General features: G+C 63.8%; 13 protein-coding genes. 8 read left to right on the top strand and 5 right to left on the bottom strand.

The window, feature by feature from the left end; genetic code table 11:
* Window positions 1-106 precede the first annotated feature (106 nt).
* Genes ACF8C6_RS03065 through ACF8C6_RS03030 form a run of 8 tightly spaced genes read left to right on the top strand, consistent with a single transcriptional unit; the run spans window position 107 to window position 6204 of the window.
* Complete coding sequence (locus tag ACF8C6_RS03065; RefSeq protein WP_392497954.1) at window positions 107-1309, top strand: PepSY-associated TM helix domain-containing protein; 1203 nt, start codon at window positions 107-109, stop codon at window positions 1307-1309.
* Window positions 1306-1851 (top strand): thiamine pyrophosphate-binding protein, encoded by a 546-nt coding sequence (locus ACF8C6_RS03060; RefSeq protein WP_277690810.1) that lies wholly within the window; start codon window positions 1306-1308, stop codon window positions 1849-1851. Before ACF8C6_RS03065 ends, ACF8C6_RS03060 begins: the two co-directional genes overlap by 4 nt.
* On the top strand, window positions 1848-2168 hold the full coding sequence (locus ACF8C6_RS03055; RefSeq protein WP_392497953.1) for a hypothetical protein: 321 nt from the start codon (window positions 1848-1850) through the stop codon (window positions 2166-2168). Before ACF8C6_RS03060 ends, ACF8C6_RS03055 begins: the two co-directional genes overlap by 4 nt.
* On the top strand, window positions 2165-2731 hold the full coding sequence (locus ACF8C6_RS03050; protein WP_392497952.1) for a DUF6162 family protein: 567 nt from the start codon (window positions 2165-2167) through the stop codon (window positions 2729-2731). The genes ACF8C6_RS03055 and ACF8C6_RS03050 overlap by 4 nt, the downstream gene beginning before the upstream one ends.
* A 17-nt stretch (window positions 2732-2748) precedes the next feature.
* Window positions 2749-3681 (top strand): metal ABC transporter substrate-binding protein, encoded by a 933-nt coding sequence (locus ACF8C6_RS03045; RefSeq protein ID WP_392497951.1) that lies wholly within the window; start codon window positions 2749-2751, stop codon window positions 3679-3681.
* Entirely contained in the window at window positions 3678-4433 is a 756-nt protein-coding gene (locus tag ACF8C6_RS03040) for a metal ABC transporter ATP-binding protein (RefSeq protein WP_392497950.1), read from the top strand. Before ACF8C6_RS03045 ends, ACF8C6_RS03040 begins: the two co-directional genes overlap by 4 nt.
* Entirely contained in the window at window positions 4430-5329 is a 900-nt protein-coding gene (locus ACF8C6_RS03035) for a metal ABC transporter permease (protein ID WP_392497949.1), read from the top strand. The genes ACF8C6_RS03040 and ACF8C6_RS03035 overlap by 4 nt, the downstream gene beginning before the upstream one ends.
* A complete protein-coding gene (locus ACF8C6_RS03030) occupies window positions 5326-6204 on the top strand; it encodes a metal ABC transporter solute-binding protein, Zn/Mn family (protein ID WP_392497948.1) in 879 nt (292 codons plus the stop codon). Before ACF8C6_RS03035 ends, ACF8C6_RS03030 begins: the two co-directional genes overlap by 4 nt.
* 151 nt (window positions 6205-6355) lie before the next feature.
* On the opposite strand, the gene ACF8C6_RS03025 is transcribed toward ACF8C6_RS03030, so the two are convergent.
* Genes ACF8C6_RS03025 through ACF8C6_RS03005 form a run of 5 tightly spaced genes read right to left on the bottom strand, consistent with a single transcriptional unit; the run spans window position 6356 to window position 23502 of the window.
* Window positions 6356-8452 (bottom strand): HlyD family efflux transporter periplasmic adaptor subunit, encoded by a 2097-nt coding sequence (locus tag ACF8C6_RS03025; RefSeq protein WP_392497947.1) that lies wholly within the window; start codon window positions 8450-8452, stop codon window positions 6356-6358.
* Window positions 8452-9792, bottom strand: a complete 1341-nt coding sequence (locus ACF8C6_RS03020; protein ID WP_392497946.1) for an efflux RND transporter periplasmic adaptor subunit — start codon at window positions 9790-9792, stop codon at window positions 8452-8454. The genes ACF8C6_RS03025 and ACF8C6_RS03020 overlap by 1 nt, the downstream gene beginning before the upstream one ends.
* A complete protein-coding gene (locus ACF8C6_RS03015; protein ID WP_392497945.1) occupies window positions 9789-10541 on the bottom strand; it encodes an efflux RND transporter periplasmic adaptor subunit in 753 nt (250 codons plus the stop codon). The genes ACF8C6_RS03020 and ACF8C6_RS03015 overlap by 4 nt, the downstream gene beginning before the upstream one ends.
* Window positions 10528-12057 (bottom strand): TolC family protein, encoded by a 1530-nt coding sequence (locus ACF8C6_RS03010; RefSeq protein WP_392497944.1) that lies wholly within the window; start codon window positions 12055-12057, stop codon window positions 10528-10530. Before ACF8C6_RS03010 ends, ACF8C6_RS03015 begins: the two co-directional genes overlap by 14 nt.
* An 18-nt stretch (window positions 12058-12075) precedes the next feature.
* Window positions 12076-23502 carry a VCBS domain-containing protein gene (locus tag ACF8C6_RS03005; protein ID WP_392497943.1) on the bottom strand — a complete coding sequence of 3809 codons (11427 nt, stop codon included), beginning with the start codon at window positions 23500-23502 and terminating at the stop codon, window positions 12076-12078.
* Window positions 23503-23676: the final 174 nt, after the last annotated feature.

Below are 23676 nucleotides of genomic sequence, written 5' to 3'. Positions count from 1 at the left end.
CGTTTTACAATAGCCGCCCAGCGGCGTTCAGGATTGGTGCCGCAGCCTCTGTTCCGGGCCGTTGAGGTGCTCCGGAGTTCAGTTTCCATTGCCCAGACCTGTCCTAATGTCCAAGAAGTCCCGCTCAAAACTCTGGTTCCTCGTCCACAGCTGGCTGGCGCTGCCGATCTGGTTCTTTCTGTTGATCATCTGCGTGACCGGCACCCTGGCCACCGTCAGCCAGGAGATCGTCTGGCTGGCCAATCCGGATGTGCGCGCCAGCAAGCCGTCGGATGAGGCCGAGCGGCTCAGCTATGGCCAGATCCTGGCGGCCATCAACAGCGCGGAACCGGAGCTGGTGGTACATAGTATCGATCGTCCGGACGAGGATCACTTCGCCCTCACGGTTCAGGTGAGCTATCCGGACGGCAGCTCGCCGACGCTCTACGTCAACCCCTACACCGGGGCGATTCAGGGCATCAGCCCGCAGTTCGATTTCCGCCAGTTCACCCGTGCGCTGCATGGCTGGTGGCTGGTACCGTTCACCAATGGCTTCAGCTGGGGCTGGTACCTGGTGTCGCTCACCGGCATTCCGATGCTGCTGTCGCTGATTACCGGGCTGGTGGTCTACAAGAAGTTCTGGAAGGGGTTCTTCCGCCCGCGCCTGCGTTTCAACCAGGGCGCACGCATCTTCTGGGGCGATTTTCACCGTCTGTCCGGCATCTGGTCGATCTGGTTCATCGCGGTCATCTCCATCACCGGCATCTGGTTCCTGATCCGCGCCTTGCTGTTCGACTTCCACATCTCCATCTCCACCGAGGGCGTGCCGCCGGTGGTGGCCCGTGAGGAAGTTCCGCTGGCGGCCACCGCCAAAGACGTGCCGCGTATCGATCTGGACCAGGCCGTGAGCATCGCCCAGGGCGCCGTGCCGAGCCTGGAGGCCAGCTCGATCGATCTGCCGATCTACGCCTACGGCCATATCACCGTCTCCGGCCGCGGCTGGTACCCGCTGATGTTCCAGTCGGTGACCGTCAACCCGTACAACGGTGATATCGACGCCAAGCGTCTGCTGGATGATCGCTCCACGCTGGAGTTCGTCACCGAGTCCATGCGCCCGCTGCATGTCGGCGACTTCGGCGGGCTGTGGGTCAAGCTGATCTGGTTCTTCTTCGGCCTGCTGCTGAGCATGATGGTGCTCAGCGGCCTGCTGATCTGGACCAAGCGTACCGCCCAGGCCACGGCAGTCCTGCTCAAGCGTTCGCAGCGAGCCGAGCGTCCGCGCACGGTGCAACCGATTGCCATTGCTGACGTTTCGGAGAGTCGTTCATGAGCAAGGCCGCAACCACCGCCCCGGCACCGTCTGTCCTCAGCCGCTGGTGGCACAAGTGGCGTTTTCACCTGAGCGCAGTGCTGATCCTGATTCCGCTGGGCTTCATGCCCAAGTACTTCCACGACGTGGCGCTGTTCCGCGGTGACAGCGGACTGGGTGAACGCGAGATCGGCGAGGTTCAGGTCGGCCCCTGGAGCCTGCGCCTGGCCGAATTCCGCAATATGGCGCCACAGCTGGAAGGCCCGGCCGGTTACATGAAGGCCTTTAACGCCGCGCTGTGTAAGGGCTGTGGCGAGCAGGTCAAGGCCACCTACCTGCGTATTGGCAAGCCGCGCAGCCTGCGCGCCGCTGGCGGGCTGTTCTTCGGCAGCCCTTACCGCATGGGCGCCAGCATTCCCGTACCGCCGCGCACCAAGCCCGATGCCGAACTGTGGATCACCGCAGAAGGCTGGGACGGCTCGGTGCACCAGGCATCCATTCCTCTGGCCGAGGCGTCGCCCGCGACCGTCGCCTGGCTGAAACAACAAGGAGGCAAACCATGACCCGTACTCTCCGCACCGGCCTGCTGGCGCTCTGCGCCGGGTTCTCGCCCCTGGCCCTTGCGCACAACCCGATCTGCCAATGTGAGCCGGCGGCGAGCGACGAGATCGTCTGCACCGGCGGCTTCTCCGACGGCAGCGGCGCGCCCGGCGTGACCCTGGACGTGATCAGCTACGAGGAAGAGGTACTGGTGCCCGGCAAGCTCGGCGAGGACTCCAGGCTCAGCTTCAAGCGTCCGGAGGGCGAGTTCTACGTGCTGTTCGACGCCGGCCCTGGCCACGTGGTGGAAATCGACCACACGGAAATCGAAGCGCCATGACCACCCAGGTGGTACGCCCGGCCGGTGCCGGCCATGAAAGCCTGCAGGTGCTGTTGCTCAGCCTGGTGATCCTGTTGGCCGCCGGCCTGGTGGTGATGTTGCGCAGCGAGACGGTCGACCAGCACGGTGTCGCCAGCCACCAGCTCGATGCTCGCCGCGATCTCAATGCGGCCGAACAGGGCATCCATACCGACCTCAGCGTGGCGCTCGACGAGATCCGCCTGCTGCAGGAAGAAGAGCAGGCCCTGCCCAGCCCCGAGTTGCTCGCCGAAGAAACTCTGCCGCCGTTCACCGACGATGCCAGCGCACGCAAGCGCGGCGCCCACCAGTGGCAGCTGCTGCAACTGGGCGACCAGGCCGTGTACCTGGGGCTGAGCGGTGACGCCAGCGTAGCCGGCTCCTTCCTGCTGTTCCCGGCCCAGGAGGGCTTCGATGTGTGGCTCAACCGCAGCCCGGACGCGGCCGCGCCGACCGATCTGCAGGCTGCAGCCCTGACCGCGGCCGGCTGGAAGCAGGTCGCCGTGCAATACGACGCCGGGGTGACCCGCGAGCATCGTCACTGATTCTGGAAGTTCCCTTCATGCCCATGCGTTCTCTGTTCTCCCGCCGTCTGCTCGGCGCGTTTTCCCTGCTGCTCAGTGCCTTGCTGCTGCCGGGGCTGGCCAGTGCCGATGAGGCCAAGCGCCTGCGTATCGGCATCACCCTGCATCCCTACTACAGCTATGTGAGCAACATCGTCGGTGACAAGGCCGAGGTGGTGCCGCTGATTCCCGCCGGCTTCAACCCGCATGCCTACGAGCCGCGCGCCGAGGACATCAAGCGTATCGGCACGCTCGATGTGGTGGTGCTCAACGGCATCGGTCACGACGATTTCGCCGACCGCATGATCGCCGCCAGCGAGAAACCGGGCATCCCGGTCATCGAGTCCAACGAGCGCGTGCCGCTGCTGGCCGCCACCGGACAGGCCGCCCGCGGTGCCGGCAAGGTGGTCAACCCGCACACCTTCCTGTCGATCAGCGCGTCGATCTCGCAGATCAACAACATCGCCCGCGCGCTGGGCAAGCTCGACCCGGCCAACGCCAAGTTCTACAGCAAGAACGCCCGCGCCTACGGCAAGCGCCTGCGCGGCCTGCGTGCCGACGCCCTGGCCAAGCTCAAGGATGCCCAGGGCAAGGATCTGCGTGTCGCCACCATCCACTCGGCCTACGACTATCTGTTGCGCGAGTTCGGCCTGGAAGTCACCGCAGTGGTCGAGCCGGCCCACGGCATCGAACCCAGCCCGAGCCAATTGAAGAAGACCATCGACGAACTGCGCACCCTGGACGTACAGGTGATTTTCTCGGAAATGGACTACCCCTCCAGCTACGTTGACACCATTCAGCGCGAGTCCGGCGTCAAGCTCTTCGCCCTGACGCACATTTCCTACGGCGAGTACACCCAGGAAAAGTACGAGAAGGAGATGCAGCACAACCTGGATACCGTGGTGCGGGCGATCAAGGAAGAAGGCGTATGACCGCACTGGAAACGGCGCCGGTAAGCGTGCAGGGCCCGGCCATCGACTTCGACCGGGTTGAGCTGGACCTCGGCCGTACGCGCATCCTCGACAACGTCAGCTTCCAGATCCGTGCCGGCAGCGTGCATGCCCTGGTCGGGCCCAACGGCGGCGGCAAGAGTTCGCTGATCAAGACCCTGCTCGGGCAGATGCCGCACCGCGGCGAGCTGCGCCTGCACTGGCCGGACGCACCGGGCACCATCGGCTACGTGCCGCAAGCCCTGGAGTTCGACCGTGGCCTGCCGATGACGGTGGACGACTTCATGGCCGCCATGTGCCAGCGTCGTCCAGCCTTTCTCGGCCTGTCGCGGCGCCAGGCGCCGGCTATCGAGCAGGCCCTGGAGCGCGTCGGCATGCTGGACAAGCGCAAGCGACGCATGGGCGCGTTGTCCGGCGGCGAACGTCAGCGCGTGCTGCTGGCCCAGGGCCTGGTGCCCGAGGCGCAGCTGCTGGTGCTCGACGAGCCGATGTCGGCGCTGGACGAGCCGGGCGTGCAGGTGTTCGAGCAGCTGCTGCGCGACTGGCGCCAGGTCGGCACCACGGTGCTATGGATCGAACATGACCTGCAGGCGGTCGGCCGCCTTGCCGACCGCGTCACCGGGCTCAACCGCAGCGTGCGCTTCGATGCCGACCCGGCGCAGGCCCTGACGCCCGAGCGTCTGCTCGATCTGTTCTCCAGCCACCCCCGCAGCCAGCGCGAGGTTTCCGCATGAGCTTCGAAGAATTGCGCCTGGCCATCCAGGCCTGGGCCAGCGCGGGCTATCTGCCGGAGGCGCTGGCCTATGGTTTCGTGGTCAATGCGCTGCTCGCCGGCCTGCTGATCGGCCCGGTGCTGGGTGGCCTGGGCACCCTGGTAGTGGTCAAGCGCTTCGCCTTCTTCTCCGAGGCGGTCGGCCATGCCGCGCTGACCGGCGTGGCCATCGGCATCCTGCTCGGCGAGCCCTATACCGGCCCCTACGGCAGCCTGTTCGGCTACTGCCTGCTGTTCGGCATCCTGCTCAACTACCTGCGCAACCGTACCGGCCTGGCGCCGGACACATTGATCGGTGTGTTTCTCTCGGTGTCGCTGGCGCTCGGCGGCAGCCTGCTGCTGATCCTCGCCGGCAAGATCAACATCCACATTCTGGAAAACGTACTGTTCGGCTCGGTACTGACGGTCAACGCCCAGGATCTCGCCGTGTTGGCGCTGGTTTCCCTGCTGGTACTGAGCCTGGCGCTGCCGCTGTACAACCGCATCATGCTGGCCAGCTTCAACCCGCAGCTGGCCAGTGTGCGCGGCGTGGCGGTCAAGGCGCTGGACTACCTGTTCGTGATGCTGGTGTCGTTGGTCACCGTGGCCGCGGTCAAGGTCATCGGCGCCATCCTGGTCGGTGCGCTGCTGGTGATTCCGGCGGCGGCGGCACGCCTGCTCAGCCAGTCGCTGAGAGGCTTCTTCTGGCTGTCGGTGCTGATCGCCACGCTCAGCACGCTGGCGGGCATCTTTGTGCCCATCGCCCTGGAACTGCCGGTGCCGTCCGGCGCCGCCATCATCATCATCGCCGGCATCGTCTTCGCCTGCGCGGCCATCGCCCGTGGCATAGTGCCGAGCCTGAAAGGAAACCTGGGATGAAACTGCCTCTTGTCCTGGCGGCCAGTCTGCTGCTCGCCGCGCCGCTGCACGCCGAGCAGCAGCCGGTACGGATTCTCGCCAGCCTGCCGATCACCTACGGCCTGGGTGCCAGTCTGCTCGACGGCACTGACGTGCAATTGCAGCGCGCCGCGCCGGCCAAACTGCCGGCCAGCCGGCAGACCTCCTACTTCAGTGGCCGTGGCGCCAAGGCGCTGGAGAAATTGGCCAGCCAGGCGGATGGCGTCATTGCCCTGCGCTCGCTGTGGCCGGACGACCCGCTGTACCCGATGGCGCGGCGCAGCAATATCCGTATCGTCGAGGTCGATGGAGCGCGTCCGGTGGACGGCGCGCTGCCGGGCATCGCTCTGGAGCCGGGCGCCGGCGATGCGCTGGCTGCGCAGCCCTGGCTGAGCATCACCAATCTCGGGCGCATGGCCGACGTGACGGCGGCCGACCTGGTGCGCCTGGCGCCGGCGGACAAGACCACGATCGAGGCCAACCTGGACGAGCTGAAACAGCGTCTGCTCAAACTCAGCGCCAACAGCGAAGGGCGTCTGGCCGAGCTGGACAACCTCACCGTAGCCAGTCTGTCGCCGCACTTCGACTACCTGATCAGCGGCCTCAACCTGGATGGCGTCGAGCTGGAACGGCCGGCCGATCAGAAGTGGACGCCCGAGGCGCTGGCCCAGCTGACCGGCAGCCTGCAGGACGATGAAGTAGCGGTGGTACTCGCTGACCGCCAGCCCTCGGCCGAGCTGGCCAAGGCCATCGCTGACGGTGGCAGTCGTCTGCTGCTGCTGGATGTTCACGGCGACGACCCGGTCGCCAACCTGGAGTCGACCATCGCCCAACTGCTGGATGCATTGGCTGAGTAGATTGGGTCGGGCCGCGTAGGTTGAGCGTAGCGAAGCCCAACAGCCGGGGCTCGGGTGTGTGTGGCCATGTTGGGCTTCGCCGCGAGCGGCTCAACCGCAACCTACTCTGTGCGTGACAGGTTGGGTCTATGCGCAGGTTAAGCGAAGCCCGCTAGAACCCACTCTCCCGCAATAGCACTGCCAGGCTGTAGGTCAGTCCCTCGCCCAGCAGGCTGCGCCGGCTGCCCTCGATCTGCACCTGACCCAGGGTCTCGCGCAGGCTGGTTGGCGGACTGTCGAGCTGGATCAGGACATGGAACAGCGCCTCGCTCGGCGCCAACCCCTCGTCTTCATTGCTGGTGGCAATAGGGCCGCCCTGCCGCGCACTGAGCATGGGGTGGCTCAGACGGTTGATCCGTGTACTGCCGATGGTCACGACCTTGCCTTCGATGGCTGTCAGCTGACCCTGCGGGTAGAAGCGCACCTGACCACCGATCTGCAGGCGATGCACCTGATCCTGGGCGATGTAGGCATCGATCTGCCAGCGCTCGGGGTCGATCAGTACGCCGAGCATCTCGCGCGGGCCAACCCACTGGCCTGCCTGCCACTGCGGGTTGACGTCCTGCCATTGCCCGGCGAAGGGCGCCTTGAGGGTCAGCCGGGCGATTTCCGAGCGGGCGGCATGCACTTCACCCAACTCCACATCCAGGCGCTGCAGAGTCGAGCTCTGCTGGGCCAGGCCCGTGGGGTCGGCCAGCAGGCCGCGCAGGCGGGCCTGGTAGCTGCGGATGCTGGCCTCGTTGCGGCGCAGGCGGGCGGCGATGTCCGGCTCGTCCAGCACGGCCAGGGTCGCACCAGGATCAACCGGACCAGCTTCGTGGACCTGTTGCAGCAGGGCCGGGTAAGGGGTGAACAGGCGCAGCTGCTGCTCGCTGCGGGCCACGCCGTAGCCGTGCACCTGGCTGCGCCAGGGAATGGCGAGCCACAAAAGCAGCAGACCCAGGGCCAGCCAGAACAGCAGTTTGCGTCGGCTGGGAATCTGCGCCCGCGCGCCCCACCAGTGCTTCACCTCGCGCCACACCGGCAGCACCACGAACCAGGCGATTTCCACGATGAACAGGAAGATGCCGAGCAGCTTGAAGAACAGTAGGTACACCGCCACGGCAATGCCGAGAAACAGCACCAGGCGATACAGCCAGGTGGCAATGGCGAACGTCGTCAGCAATCGCCGCTTGCCAGCTGGAAAGGGCTCCGGCCAGGGCTCATCGAGCCCCAGCAGGTTGCGGCGGATGGTGGTGCGGGCAATGGCCGAGGAACGCTCGTGCAGGTTGGGGAAGTCGAGCAGGTCGGAAAGGATGAAGTAGCCGTCGAAGCGCATGAAGGGGCTGGCATTCAACGCCAGCGACAGTATCCAGCTGGTGGTGGCCAGGTAGAGCAGGGCGTTGCGCAGCATGCCCGGCTCGCTCAGGGCCCAGCCGAGGGTGGCCAGGCCGGCCAGTGACAGTTCGGCAAGGATGCCGGCCGAGGCGATGGCCAGGCGCTGGCGCGAGCTGCGCAGTTTCCAGCTTTCGCCGGTGTCGGTGTAGAGCATGGGCCAGAGCACCACGAAGGCCACACCCATATGCGCCACCCGTAACCCCAGGCGCGTGGCCACCAGGGCGTGGCCCAGCTCGTGCAGCGTCTTGGCCAGACACAGGGCCAGGGCGAAGCTGACCAGGCCCTCGGCGGAAAAGGATTCGACCACGGCGTGGGTAAAGCTGTCCCACTGTTGCAGCACCATGATCACGCCGAGCAGGCCGAGGAGGAATACCAACCAGGCGGTAATAGGGCGGAACAGCCAGTCCAGGCTGCTGGCCAGTTGTTGCAGGCGGGTTTGCGGGCGCAGCAGGGGGATGCGGAAAAACAGGTAGTGGTGCAGCCACCATTTCCAGGTCAGCCACTGGTTGCCTTCACTCTGCTCGCGCAGGCGTTTCAAGGCTGCGGCGTCCGGGCGCAGCAGCTGGTGCTGTTCGAGGAAGCGGCGCAGCCCCAACACCTGTTCGACCTCGGGCTTGAGCGGGGTCTGCTCGCTGATCTGCTCGCAGATTTGCCGGGGTGTGCGCTCCCAGCGCAGCAGGCATTCGAATTCCAGCCAGCCGATGCGGTAGAAACGGTTGACCACGGTGTCGTGGATCATCCAGCAGGGCTCGCCATCGTTGCCCGGGAGGGCTTCGCTCAACCGCAGGTCTTCGCGCAGCGGCGGGGTTGGCAGGTCGGCGGGTTCCAGCATTACCAGCCACTCCAGGCACGCAGAGCTGCCAGGGGGCGGCGCAGCAGGTAATAACCGAGCAGTACCCGTTCGCCATAGAGTTTGGCGGTGCCATGCAGGCCCAGGCGGGCGTGCTCGGGTTGGCCCTCGATGCTCGCCAGCAGGCGGTAGGAGGCCACGCCGTCTTCGCCGGGGCGGGCCTGGTAGCTGGTTTCCAGCACTTCGCCCTGCAGCGGCGACAGTGGGTAGGCGGTGAGAAACAGAGTGACTTCGGCACCGGGCTCCAGGGCAATGGCGTCGGCTACCGGCAGTTGGATACGCATGGCCGGCTGGCTGGGGTCGGCCAGCTGCATGATGCGTTCGCCAGTCGATACCGGCTTGCCCAGCCAGTCGTTGGGGTCGCTGTACACCGCCACGCCGCTGCGTGGGGCATGCACCTGGGTGCGCTCCAATTGCGCCTCGACCGCCGCCAGCTCGGCCCGGCGTTGTTGTGCGCGACCGTTGAGCAGAGTCAATTCGGCCTTGCTCTGCGGGTTGTCGAAGGCGCGCTGGCTGGCCGCAATCAGTTCGGCGTCGGCCACCGCCACTTCCTTGCCCAGCACTTCGGCACGGTTGCGCAGGGTGGTTTCATCCAGCGACAGCAGCAGGGTGCCGGCCTGTACTTCCTGGTTGGGGCGCACATGGATCTCGGCGACCACGCCGTCGATGGGCGAGCTGACGATCTGCGCCTGGCGTGAGACCACTTCGGCCGGCGCCAGCACGCTCTGGCGTACCGGCACCAGTAACAGCAGGGCAGCCAGGCCGAGCACGATCAACAGTTGCCGGCGGGTTGGGCGCCAGCCGAGTAGCTGGCGCTTCTGCGTCAGGGTGGCCCAGCAGTGTTCCCAGGTGCGGAACAGGCCACCGAGCAGCTCCGGCAACGGTGCCTGGGGCTCGGCGTCGAGCAGGAAGATCAGCAGGCCGAGGCGCTTGCCCATGCGGTCATGTAGCGGTACGCACCAGACGCCGCTCGGCCACCATTCCTGCCAGCCTTCGGCGACATCGGCCGGTGGTTCGACTGAGTCGCGTGCCAGCCACAGCGGCTGTGTTGCGCTGATTTGCGTGCTCAGCCAGCGCCCGGCGCTGCGCAGCCAGATCAGGTAGGGCGAGTCCTCGGTGGGCCGGGCCAGGCCGGAGATGCACAGCAGTTCCAGGCTATCGCCATGCTGGGCCAGCACCATGGCCTGGTGAAAGTGCAGTAGCGGATGCAGGTCGTTGGCCATGCTGAAGGCCAGCGCGTTGAGCGTGTCGCAGCCCAGAGCACGGTCGCGCAGGCTGGCCAGGCTGAGCAGCAGCTGCGGGTGCGGCAGGCGCTCGCTCATGGGGTGTCCGCGAATTGCGCCACACCACTCATGCCGGCCACCAGCTCGGGGTGCGCGGCGTCGAGGGTCGCCTCCAGTTCGATGGTCTGGGCCACGGCGTCGACCCGCGAGTTGATTGCGCTGACTTTGGCGGCGTAGGTCTTGCCGGTCTCGGCGATGCTGATTTGCACCGGTGTGCCGCTTTTCAGGCCACTGAGCATGCGTGACGGCACATTCATGCGCACCTTGAGCGCACCGTCGCTGACCAGGTCGAATAGCGGGGTGCCGGCATTGACGGTCTGATGGGAGCGCACATGCACTTTGGCGATGCGTCCGGCGAAGGGGGCGTTGACCTTGCAGTAGCTGCTCTGAGTCTGGGCCAGGCTGCGGGCTGCATCGGCTTTTTCAACCTCGGTGGCAGCCATGGCCACTTCCAGGTCACCGACGGCCTCCAGGTTACGTAAGTGCTGCTTGGCCTGCAGGTTCTGCTTGGCCATGGCCAGTTCGGCATTGGCTGCCTTGGCCCTGGCCTGGCCTTCACGGCAATCAAACTGCGCCAGTACGGCGCCTTTGTTCACGCGCTGCCCGAGGCTGGTGTGCAATTCGCCCAGGGTGCCGGTCATCTGGCTGGACAGTGTGGTTTCGGTCTCGGCGGCGAGCAGTACGCGAATGGCCGAAGGGTCGGCGAAGACGGCGCCGGCCTCGACGGCAAGGGTGGGTTGGCTGAGAGTCAGGAGCAGGGGGAGCAGGTAACGCTTACTGCGCGGCATCGGCACTTCCTTGTGTCGCGGTGAAGAGGTTTTGCGCTTGTTGGGCCTCCAGCGTGCTCTGGATTTCCTGGGCCAGGGTCTGAATGTCGTGTTTCTCGATGGATTCCGGCAACACGTCCAGGCCTATCGAGTTGTACAGCCGGCCCCAGGCCGCCTGGGCGCTGGAGTAGGCGGCCTCACGCTGGTAGCGCGACAGCAGGTAGCGGCCTTCGGCGCGAATCACTTCCAGCTCCGAACCGACTGAGCTGCTGCGTGCCGCGCGTGCATAGTCGAGCAGGCCTTGGTCGACGTGCAGGCCTTTTTCGGTGAACTCCATCTCCTGCAGGGCCAGTTGGTAACGCAGAGCGCCGACCCGCACTTGGGTCAGGATGGCCATGGACAGCGCCACGCGGCGGGTATCGTCGGTACCGCCCTGAGTGCCCTCGGCATCGAGCAGGGCTGGCAGTTGCATCAGGCGCAGCAGGTTGAGGGATACCTGCACGCCGGTCTCGGACCAGTGATTGTTGTACAGGTACTTGTTGGAGTCGTACTGATAGCCCCAGTTGAGGCTGATGTTGGGCCACAGCTGGGCCTTGGCAATCTTCAGGTCGTTCTCGTTGACCCGCTTGCGATACCACTCCTCCATGATCTCGGGACGGTTCTCCAGGGCCAGCTGTTCGAGCCGGTTGCCATCAATGGTCAGCGGCTGCAGGGTTGGCTCTTTCTGCTCGGCCAGGACCAGTCGTGTGCCAGGCGGCAGCGACATGAGGGCGGCCAACTCGGCCTGGGCGTATTCCAGATCCTGGCGGCGCACTGTCAGCAGGGAGATGGAGTCGAGCAGGGCGCGCTGGTAGGCCAGAATCTCCTGACGCGGCAGCAGGCCTTTGCTTTCGGCCTCACGGGCCGACTCCAGCGCCTGTTCAGTGCGCGCCAGCAGGCGGTTGACCTCGGGCAGCAGGCGTTGGGCGCCGAGCGCTCGCCAGTAAGCGTTGCGCACATCCTGCAGGACGTTCTGCGCCACCTTGCGGCGGCGCTCCTCGGCCATGAGGATCTGGTCGGTCTTTTGTTGGGTGCGGTAGTAGGCCATGCCGAAGTCCAGCAGGCTCCAGCTGGCGCCGAGGCCAGCCAGATCGCGATAGCGTTCCTGGGAGGTCGAGGCGCGTAGGCTTTCCTGACCGTCCTCGATGCCGATGGAGGTGCCGCCGGAGTCGTTGTTGCGCCCGGAGTAGCCTGCGGAAGCCACCAGGCGCGGCAGCATCTCGTGGCTGGATACATCGCGCAGGTCCGCTGCCAGTGCGCTTTCCATCAGCTTGAGGCGGTAGTCGAGGTTGTATTTGAGGGCGCGGGCGGCGGCCTCGTAGAAGGTGATCGGCGCCTTGACCGGCTCCTGCTGGCCGTACATGTGAGCGCGATCATCGAGAATGCGCTCGCTCTTTTCCTCCTCGGTGTACGGCTTTGGGTTGATAGCCGAGCAGGCGCTTAGAAAAAGACTGCTGACAATGACGATGCTCAGGGCTTTCAGGGTGTGGCTGGGCATGAAGAGTCCTTGTTCATACTAGCTACGCGGAGTGCTCTGGCTGAAGGGGCTCAGCCGTTTGGCGGCGGTCTGCAATTGGTGCTGGAAGCTGCGCGCGGTCTGCGCCTGCGTCGGTTGTGCTTCCGGATGCTGATGATTATGGATCATATCTGCGGGATCGCTGGTAAACAGCGAGGGATCGCTGAGCAAGCCATCTGCGGTCAGGTCGATACGGCCCTGGCGGCCGAGAATCCAGGCCAGGTCAAGATCGCTGCCCAGGTTGCTGTTGAACACACTCTGGGCAACGAACTGGCCAGGTACTTGGGGTACTTGCAATGAGGGGCTCTCAATCATCGCAGGCAGGGCTAGGCGCAGGTTGCTGCCGTCCGAACGCCAGCTGTTGACTTCGTTGAGCAAGCTATTGGTGCGCACGACGGGCGTGACGAATATCGCCGGTTCGAAGTCGAGGTCGACGGATTGCTGCGACGGGGTAAAGGCATCGTAGGGCTGCCAGCCATTGCCCTCTACCTCGGGTGGAGGGACATAAGGAGCAGCGATGTCCAGGGTGATCACCAGCTCGGCCTGATCGCTGGCGCCGGCAATGTCTTGCATGGTGTAGGTGAATACATCTTGCAGCACCTGGCCCAGGCCAGCTGCAGCCAGTACTTCGGGGTTGTTCAGGTCGATGGTGTAGGTGTAGCTGCCATCGGCGTTGAGCGTCAGTGTGCCGTAGCGGCCGGTCAGGGGTTGGCCAACCGTGCCGCTGGTGCCGCTGGCGTTTTCTGCCCCGGTACGAATTTCCACCACCTGGAAGCTTTCGCCCTGATCCACGTCGCCATCGTTGGGCAGCACATTGCCGCTGGCTTGTGGGGCAGGGGTCTGGTCGCTGGCGACATTGCTGTCGTTCTGCGCCACGGGTGTGTCATTCGCACCCTGAATCAGCAGGTTGAGGCGTGCGGTCGACTCCGCACCGGCTGCATCGCGCATCCGGTAGGTGAAAATTTCCCGCAGGGTTTGACCGGCGGTACGCAGGGCCTGAACCACCGGGTCGTCGTTGTTCAGCACATATTGGTAACTGCCATCGGCATTGAGGGTCAGGGTGCCGTAGCGGCCCTGCAGGGTCTGGCCTGCTGTGCCCGTTGCGCCCAATTGGCTGGTAAAGCTCAGCACCTGCTTGGTTTCGCCATTGGCCACGCTGTCGACATCGGTGTCGTTGTCCAGCACGTTGCCGCTTGGGTTGACGCCGGGAATGCCGTTGGCGATGCCGCCGGCTTCGACGGCGATGGCGTCATCGTCGTTGGCGATCGGTGTGTCATTGCGGCCGTCGATGGTGATCCGTAGTTCGGCGGTATCGTCCGCTTCGTAGGGGTCGGCCAGCGTGTAGGTGAAAACCTCCTCCAGGGTTTGCCCGCTGACCCGCAGGGCCTGGACGACGGCCAGGCTGTTGTCCAGCACATAGCTCCAGCTGCCGTCGGCATTCATGGTCAGGTCACCATACAGGCCGCGCAGGGTGGTCCCTACAACGCCGGCGGTGCCGCTGCCCGACTCACTGCCGGTACGTATAGCGGTGACGGTCAGTGCGCCGCTCTCCAGGTCGATGTCGTTATCCAACACGTTGCCGCTGGGATTAACGCCGGCGGTAGCGTTGTTCAGCCCGCCGGCTTCGATGGCCGTGGCGCTGTCGTTGACGCCTGTCGGCGGATCGTTACGGCCGACAATGAGGATGGTCAGTTGGGCCAGGTCGCTTAGTCCGCCAAGATCGGTAGCCTGGTAGGTGAAGCGCTCGGTCAGGGTTTCCAGCAGGTTCAGGGCCTGAACAGCAGGATTGCTGCTGTCGACAAAGTACTGGTAAGTGCCGTCGGCATTGAGTACCAGACTGCCGTACTGGCCAATCAGCACGCTGCCGACAGTCCCAGCGGTTCCGCTGTCGGTTTCGGCTCCCGTGCGTACAGCCGTGACGGTCAGTGAGTCGCCGGCATCGACATCGGTGTCATTGCTCAGCACATTCCCGGTGGGGTTGATGACCTGGCCGTCGCCATTGTCGGCGACGGCGATATCGGAGTCATTCTGCGCCAGGGGGGTATCCCAAGCGCCCTGGATGACGATGTTGAGCTGAGCAATGTCGATTGCCCCGGCCGTGTCGCGCATGCGATAGCTGAAGGTTTCAATCAGCGTGTCGCTGGGTTTTAGCGCCTGAACAGCAGGCAGGTCGTTGTTGACTACATAGGTATAGGTGCCGTCAGCTGCCACCGTCAGGGTGCCGTAGCTGCCGACGATGGATTGGCTGCCAGCCACGTTGGTGAATGTGCCTCCTGCTGCCTCAGTGCCGGTGCGTATGCCGTTAACCACTTTGCTGTCACCCGCGTCGACATCGGTGTCGTTGGTGAGCAAATTGCCGCTAGGGTTGGTGCCTGGCGTGCCGTTGTTCAGCCCACCGGCTTCAACAGCTATGGTGTTGTCATTGGCGGCGACTGGATTGTCATTGGCGCCGCGGATGGTGATGGTGAGCGTGGCTGTAGCGGTAGCGCCCGCCAGGTCGCGGATGGTGTAGGTAAAGGTCTCGCTCAGGGTATTCAGCGCTGTGCGCAGCGCTTGTACCTGCGGATTGTTGTTGTCCAGCGCGTAACTGAAGCTGCCGTCGGCATTCAGTGTCAGGGTTCCGTATGTGCCTGCAAAGCCACTGCCGATAGCGCCGGTGCTGGCACCTTGACTTATGCCGGTGACGCTGAGCGTTTCACCGTACTGGTCGATGTCGCTGTCATTGCTCAGCACGTTACCGGTTGGATTGGTACCGGGAGTGCCGTTGTTGATACCACCTGCTTCCACCGCTATGGCTGTGTCGTTGACCGCCACTGGGTTGTCGTTGTTGCCCTGGATGGTGATGTTGAGGACGGCAATGTCCTGCGCGCCTGCAGCATCCATGACGCTGTAGTTGAAGCTGTCGGTAAGGGTATTGCCGCTGCTGCGCAAGGCCTGGACGGCCGCCATGGAGTTGTCCAGCCGGTAGCTGTAGCTGCCATCGGCGTTAAGGGTCAGCCAGCCATAGGCACCACGCAGCTCGCTTCCCAGGCTGCCAGCTGTGCCTGCACCCTCGGTAGCACCGGTACGTACGGAGTCGACGACCTGGGTTTCCCCGTAATCGAAGCCGTCGGTGATGTCCTGTGCTATCTCTCCACCGTCGACATCGATATCGTTGGTCAGCACATTGCCGGTTGGATTCACGCCGCCAGAGGCATTGTTTACGCCGCCGGCCTCCACGGCTGTGGCGCTATCATTGGCCGCGACCGGATTGTCGTTGGCACCACGGATCACCACGATGATTTCGGCGCTATCGCTGAGGGGCGTCGTGTCGTTGTCGGTCACCGTGTAGGTAAAGCGTTCGGTCAGCAGATCCGAGACCTCGCGCAGGGCCTGTACCTCTGCCATGTCATTGTCGATGCGGTAGCTATAGGTGCCGTCAGCGTTGATGGTGAGCCAGCCATAGAGGCCGCGCAGTTCGGTGCCAACCGTACCACTGGTGCCGGTGTCGCCCTCTGCGCCCGTGCGAATGGCGGTGATGGTCAGGTCATCACCGTCCGGGTCGACGACATCGACCACGCCGCTTGGATTCACACCGGCTGTGCCATTGGCAATTCCGCCGGCTTCGGTGGCCAAGGCGACTTCGTTCTGCGCCAGCGGTGTGTTGATGGCGCCGCGCACGGTGATGACCAACTGCGCGGTGTCGGTCAGGCCTGTGGTGTCGGTGATCTGGTAGGTGACGATGACCTTCAACTCCCCGCCGCTGGGTAACGCGACGATCTCGGGGTGGTCGCTGTTGACGTCGAAGGTGAAGCTGCCATCGGGATTGATGGTCAGCTCGCCATAGGACTGACCACCTGCATTGGGTAGCGGGTTGTTGCTGCTGTCTTGGGCATACAACGTGGAAATGGTCGTGGCGCCCGATACCAGGCTGAGTGCTCCACCGGCCGCTTCGGTGCCGTTGCGAATGCCGCTAACGACCAGGTTGGTGTTGGGCCGGTCGGCACGATCCACGTCGCTGTCAACGCCGTTACCTCCCGGTTGTGTGGTGGCGCCAGGGCGGCTGGGGAAGGTGATCACATTGCCGCTGGGATTGCCTTCATTGCCGTCGTCATCGACTTCGCTGGCCTGGGCGGTGGCCTGGTCATCGCTGGCCACCGGGTTGTCATTGTTGCCGACGATGGTGATACGCAGCTCGGCCAGGTCGTTGAGTCCCAGCGCATCGGTGACCTGATAGCTGAAGTATTCGATCAGCGTGTCGCTCGGGCCGAGTCGTTGCACGGCGGTGGCGTCGTTGTTGATGGTGTAGGTGTAGCTGCCATCGGAGTGCAAGGTCAGGCTGCCATAGAGGCCGGCAACGGTGGCACTGCCTCCGTTGCTGATGGTGGTTAGCGCGCCTGGAATGTTTTCGCGCAAAGGACGAACGCCGGATACTCGACTGGTCTCGCCGTAGTTGATGGCGTCGCCAGCTCCGCCATCGACATCGGTATCGTTGCTCAGCACATTGCCGATTGCGTCGCTGCCTGCATAGGGCAGTGGCATGTCGCCAGGGTTGATGGTACCGCTGTTATTGATGCCGCCTTGTTCGTAGGCGGTTCCCGTGTCGTTGACGCCGACCGGGGTATCGTTGGCGCCTCGGATCACGATAGCCAGGGTGGCGGAACTGGTCAGGGCTGTGCCGCCGATACCTGAGTCACGGATGGTGTAGGAAAAGCTCTCATTCAGGGTGTCGCCGTTCTGGCGCAGGGCCTGTACTCGCGGGTCGTCGTTGTTGAGCAGATATTGGTAGCTGCCATCGGCGGCGATGCGCAGGGTGCCGTAGGTGCCGATGACATCGACCGTGCCACTGGCGGGAATCGAGACGCTGCCGGTGGAGGACGTAACTTGGGTGACACTGAGCTGGTCGCCATTGGTGGCGATATCCACGTCAGTGTCGTTGTCCAGCAGGTTGCCGCGTGGGTCGATGCCGGGCAGGCTGTTGAAGGTGCCGCCGGCCTCGATGGCAGTGGCGTTGTCGTCGTTGGCCGCCGGTGCGTCATTGACTGGGCTGAGGGTGATCGTCACGGTGTCCAGGTCAGTAAGTGCGTCGCTCGCTTCGCCTGGGATACCGTTGCCGTCGAAGTCGCCATAGTTACCCAGGTCGCTGGTCAGCACCTGCAGGGTATCGTTACCGTTGAAATCGGGATTGCCCTGGTAGGAGAGCCAAGTCAGAGCTGCGTTGATATCGGCAATCCGGCCAACCAGTACCAGGGAGGCGGTTCCCTCGCCGGTGACGGTCACGCCAGTGGTGGCGCCGGTGAATGAGAGCGTACCTTGCTGCACGCTCAACGTGACCTGGATGGCACGGTCAGCTACGACGGGGTCTAGTTCGGCGTCGACGTCACTGACGCTGATGCCTCCAATGGCCAAGGGCGTGTCCTCATCGCCCGTCAGCGGCCCGCCGGGCAGGCTGTTGACTGGTGCATCGTTGAGTTGCACGTAGCCGCTGTCGGCTTGTGCGGTGCTGCCTTCGCCGAGGGTTACGCTGATTTGCCCGAGCGTGCCGCCATCGCTGTCGATGCGGATGTTCAGCTGACCAAAGCTGGAGAGGTTGGTGATGGTGGCCGGTGCATCGATGCGATAAAGCCCGGCGGGCAGAACGCCGAACAGGAACTGGCCGTTGCTGTCGGTTTCGCTGCTGTAGCTGCGATCATCGGCATTGCCGAAGATGCCATCCGCGCCAGCCCAGTTGAGGGTGACGGTCTGTCCTGCGAGCGGCGCACCATCGGGAGTGGTCGAGTTGTCGGCTGAGAGGGTGTCGTCCCACAGCGTGCCGCTGATCACACCCAGCCCTGCGCCTTCGACCAGCTGATAGTTGTTCAGGGTGCTGTTGTCCGCGCCCGGGCCGTCGCTGCCCGTACGCTCCCCGGTGGCACCGCCGGCGCTACCGACAACGCTGCCACCCCAGGTGGTGAAGTCATCTGGCAGGCTGCTCCAGCTTAGGCTGTCATTGCTGCTGGCTTGGGCTGCATTGTTTGGTACATCGACTGTGTAGACGACTTTGACGCTGGTGTCAGGATCCAGCTGATCGAACGAGATTACGAGGCGGCCGTCGGGCAGCACCGTCTCGGCAGCGCCAAAGGCCGGTGGTATAGCGGCAATGTCGTTGTACACAACACCATTGATTTCGACAGAGGCCAGGGCGTAGTTGCTGCCGTTGGGGAAGTTGGAGGTGAACTCGACGTTATAGGCCGGGGTGCCGCCATTAGAGGTGAAGCTGGCCTGAACCGTGGCCGTGCCGGTGCTGCCACCGATATTCGGGTCGAAGTCGATAACCTGCTTGTTGAGGCCATCAAAGCCGGGCTCGACGATCTGCTCGTACAAAATGTTGCTGCTCGAGCGCGGACCTTCGCTTGTGAACTCTTTAACCTGAACGGCAAGTGGGGCGGTACTGTTCTGGTTGGCCAGACTGTTGTCGACCCGCACGTTGAACTCGATGGTAATGCCCTCCAGGTCGCCATCGAGTTCGTTATTGGTGATGTCACCGAGGTTCAGCGTCAGCACCTGCCCGCCATTGCTGGGTACGATTCGCGCGGTATTGAGGACGCCTGTCGGTGCTGCACCCGACAGATCCGAGGAAATGAACTGGGCCTCGGCACTGTCCTCGTTGCCGATAATTTGCAGCGTACCGCCGGTAATCAGATCGCCGAGTGAGAGGGAACTGGTCAGATCTCCCTGGGAAATGAAGCCGATGCGGATGCCGGCGAGGTCGTCGTAGGTCAAGCCCTCGGCAAGGACGATCTGGAGCTGGTAACCGGTATTGACCCCTTCCGGGATCAGCGCCGTAGCGCGGTAACGGATGATCTCTCCAATCGCCACGGTTTCTGTGCTGGCGTTGGTCGGGTTCGGTGCGGCGGTGTCTTCCAGGCCGCCAACGCGGGAGATGCGAATGCCCTGTGCCACCGGGATGACCAGGGTATTTTCGCGGCGGTAGTCGTTCAGCACATTGCTGTTGAGGACTCCGTCGCTGCCGTTGCGCTCGTCGCTGTTGCTGCCATCGAGGCTGGTCCAGCGCACTTCGGCCAGGTTGTCGAACTCGGCGCCTGAGGCGCCAGTGGCGTTGACCGTGCCGGTCACCGTGAGTACCAGGGTGCCGCCTTTGAGGATGTCGAGGTTGCTGTTGTTGACCAGGGTGCGGCCGGTCGGGTCCAGGGTGAAGCTGCTGGTAATGTCGGTGGTGACGCCGTTGACGGTGTAGATCGCACTGACCAGTGTCAGGCCGTCCAACTCGGCGGGCAGTGCGCTGCTGAAGTCGATATCGAAGGCGTCGTAGTCGCTACCGGCGTTGCCGTTGCTGACGGTGATGGTGAAGTTGACCGTATCGCCTTCGTCGAAACCGAAACCGGGATCGGTGGTGAGTTGCTGTGCCAGATTCAGCGTGGGCTCGCGTACGGTCACCGATGGCTTGCTGCCAATGACGGCGACGTCGCGATCAACCGGCGTACTGCCGTTGGGGGTGTCGCCATCGCTGTCGCTGTAGGTCAGGCGGGCATCGTTCTGCAGCACGCTACCGGCCTGGTTGCCAGTCACGTTGCTGGCCACCAGCCGTACACGAATGACAAAGGTATTGTTGCCGGTGTTGTTGTCAGCGCTGGCGCTGGCGACATCGAACACGAAGCGGGCATCGACGCCGTCGTCGCCCAGCGTGCCTGATACACCGCTAAGGCTGTTGACCGTGATGGTGCCAGCGAAATCGGCGGTCAGGGCGCCGCCGGCGTTGGTAATGAGTTGGTATCCCTGGCCCTGATAGCTCATGTCCAGGCGCAGGCCGGGCGGAATCAGATCGTCGATGCGCAGGCTCTGGGTCGTGCCCTCGGGCAGCGTGACGATGATGTCGTAGAGCATGCTCTCACCCACCACCAGGTTGGCACCCGTGGTGTGGCTGGCACTGGAGTCGCTGTTGTCCAGGCTGTTGCCGGCGAAGTTCTTGCGGATTTCCGGGGCGGCGATCTGCTGATCGGCAAGGTCTTCCAGGGTGCCGCTGGCGAGGAAGTTCTGACCACCTTCGACGCTGGCGTAGTTGACCAGTTCGGCCTCGGTTTGCAGGGTGGCGCTGGCGTCGATATTGGCCGCGACCACCACGTCGTAGGTGATCACCACCAGGTTGGCGCCGGAGAGGTCGTTGGCCGTACCGGCTCGACCAGCCAGCAGTGCTCCGCTGCCGGCACCGTCGATGAAGGTGATGGTGTTGGTGGCGTTATCGACCGTGTAATCGACGCCGGACTGCAACAGGGTGCCGTCACCGCGATACACCAGCAGGTTGGCGCTGGCGAGGTTGCCGCCGACAAATGAAAGGCCGGTGGGAAGCGTGATGCGGGTGCTGACGTCGTAGGCCTGACCACCACCGCTGTTCTCGATGGCGGTCGCCAGGCGCAGGGTGTCGCCGCCGTCGATGGCGCTGACGCTGCCATCGACCGCACTGGTTTCGGTCAGGTTGGCGTCGGTAAAGGGTTTACCGCTGGTGCCGGGTGGGTTCCAGCCACCAGTGGTGCCGGTCACGCTGCCGTTGCTGGAGGACACTACACCATGGGTGATGCTGAGCACGGGCTCTGCCACGGAGGCGATCAGGGCCACATCGTCGGTCGTGACTTGCGTGCTCTTGTTGAGGGTGGTGGTCTGGTTTGATTCGGCGGTGACGTTGAACGAGCGTTGGTCAGCGAAGGGCTGGTCACTGACGGTCAGAGTGAAGTCGATCTCGATACGGCTACCGTCGGTACCGGAATTGACGTAGTCGGCAAAGGTGAATACCAGCGAGTTGCCAAGACCTCGGGTCACGGACGTCGGCGCTTCGGGGTTGGTGTTGCCGCTGCCCAGGCTCCAGATGGTACTGATGTCGGCAATGCTGCTGAGATCGAACAGGGGCAGGGGCAGGTAAGCGGTCAGGGTGAAGTTTTCGTAGTCGCCGGTAACCAGGTCATAGCTCAGCTGGAAGGTCACTTCATCGCCCGGGCGCAACTCGACGCCTGGTGCCGGCGCGCCATTACCGTTTAGGTCGGCGATGGTAATTTCTACCTGGCTGCTGGGAACGGTAATGCTTGCCTGCGAGCCGTCACTCTGCTCATCACCGGTGAGGTTGAGGCGGTCTTCGAGGATGGTTGCGGTCAGGGTGGCGTTGTTGCCGACGGTATCCCCTTCGTTGATTTCACTATGGGGTGCACCGCTGGGCGGGGTGTAGCTTTGTCCGAGGGTGACCTGGTAACTGACCACTACCTGGGTGGCACCCTGCAGGATGGCGTCAAAGGCCAGGTCGCCATTGACCCAGCCACGATCTCCCGTGGCGTTACGCAGCGACTGGGCCAGATCGAGGGTCAGGGTGCTGATGCCGGTTACGGGGTCGATTACGCTGGTAGTGACTAAGGCCACGTTGATGGTTGTGCCATCGACCGTGATGGCAACGGTGCCGCTACCTGGCACGAGTGTCTGGGCATCACCCAGCACATCCACTATGACGAAGCTGCCCTGCTCAAAGAAGTTTTCTCCGAAGGCGAAGTAGTCGGAGATATTCAGGCTCAGCGTGTAGTTCAGGGTGTCACCCGGTGTCAGCCCGGCGGCACCGATGTCGGTCTGGATCGACACTTCCTTGAGCAAGGTGATGGATTTGGCGGTGACGCTAACGGTGTTGCCGGTGCCGGAGAAGGTGATGGTGTCGCCGGGGTTATCCACGTCGCGGGAGTCCAGCGGTTGCCATTGGCCTGAGGCCGTTGGCTGGCCGAAGGTGATGGTCACCGGGTCACCTGAAACCGGGTCGATTACCGGGAGACCATCAGCGTCGTTATCAGGAATAAAGAATTCGACCTGGGTGGTCGTCGGCCCGGTCAGTGCGGCATAGCTGATGGTGAAGGACTGGATGTACAGGTCGTTGGTCAGGTCGGCATCGTTGTTCAGGGCCAGGGCAGACTGGATCAGGGTCGGATCGGTGGTAGACCTGCCGTCGTACAGGGTGATGGAAGTGATCGTGCCGCCGGCTGCCGGGGTAATTGAACGGATGATTACGTTGTCTGGCACGGGCTGGGTGATCACGATATCGCCCACCGGCTGGGATGTGGCCGGGGTGACCGTCAGGTCCATGGTGCGGCCATAGTTGGGGCCGGTGGCGGTTTCTCCTTCGGGCGCGTAGATCACTTGATCGAAGCTGATAATCGTTGGGTGCACGACATAGGCGACGGAGCCTGCTTCCAGAATGCTTGGGTCGGTTGCGGGGTTGTTCAGCGAGTCGTTGCCATATTGAAAGCCGCTGCGAGCGCGAATTGTCAGATCTGGACTGCCGCCCGCGGGGTCGAAGTTGGTATCGGCCAGACTGCTCAGGGTGGCGGTGACTTGGATGCCGATGGTGGGCTGGCCGGCACTGACACTGGCAAAGGGCAGTTCCACTACCACCAGCTGATCGCCGGCGCGCATGCCGAAGTCGGCGGCATTGATGATCAACGGCTGGCCGTCGCTACCTACCGCCAGTGGGTGACTGGCCTGACCGTTGGCGTCGAAGGTGAGCACATGGGTTGTCAGCGCCTGGCCCAGGTAGCTGGCAGAAACGAAGGTGATGCCGTCGTCGGTTTCCGCACCTTCGCCATCTCGCCCGGTGGCTGGGAAGAACAGGTCCATGAACGGCGCATAGCCGGGTTGCCCAATATCCTGATTCTTGAAGTTCACGGTAAAAGTGAAGGCGTCGCCTAGCAGCACGTTTGCCGTCGATGCAGGCAGACTGGTGTTGGGCGTAGCGAGCAGGGCGTCGTAGTCGCTCAGGGCCGCCTGGCTCAGGGCGATGCCCTTGTCGATATCGCCGCTGCGCACCTCCAGTTCCCAGTCGCCTCCGGCAGAGAGGCTGCCGGTGTTGTCGTCGGAGGCGGCCACATCCGCTCCGGTCCAGTAGGCAAGTTGCGCCACCAGGGTTTGTCCGGCATTACCGGCCCCCACGCGGCAGCCATACAACTGGATATCGGCGCCGGCATTGAGGTTGTTGCTCCACTGCTGCAGGCGTTCGCCGAGTTGGTCGACGTTGTCGGCAGAAATGGTGGTATTGCCCAGGGTGAACTGGCCGGCCGCGCCATGGGAGAGAATCTGGATCGAGTCGACTTGCCCGAGCGCCTCCAGCGCTTGCTCGATGGCGGCGATGCCGTCCTGATTCAGGTTGACGACCAGCGCCTGTACGCCTTCAGGTAGCTGGCTGATCAGCTTCTCGCGGCTCTCCACCCGGCTGTCTATCACCAGCAGGTGCTTGGCGCCGGCCTGGGTCGGCACGCTTGCCGCAGACTCGACCTGGGTGGCGGGGGTGTGTTCCGAATCGGTGCCGTGGTCGGCATCTTGTTGCTGGTCGGCAGCAACGGCGGCGGCGCCGTCGAACAGGATCCGGGGTTCGAGTGCGAGCGTATGGCTCTGCGGCCGAAACATCGAGCGTGGCGAAAAATCAGACATGGCCAATCTCCTTTGGCGCGAACAGCCCGCGACTAAATATAGTTACTATATAGGAAAACGTTGTAATCGCTCGATGCTTCTATCTACGGGGTTTCGGACAAATGGTGGCGTGGCTTTTGGCCAGTAAAGCTGACCTATCGATCATCTCTTCGGGGTGGGCAGCCGTGATGCTAA

Source organism: Pseudomonas sp. zbq_18 (assembly GCF_043102245.1).
Taxonomy (GTDB): domain Bacteria; phylum Pseudomonadota; class Gammaproteobacteria; order Pseudomonadales; family Pseudomonadaceae; genus Aquipseudomonas.
This window is presented reverse-complemented; position numbering and strand designations above follow the sequence as displayed.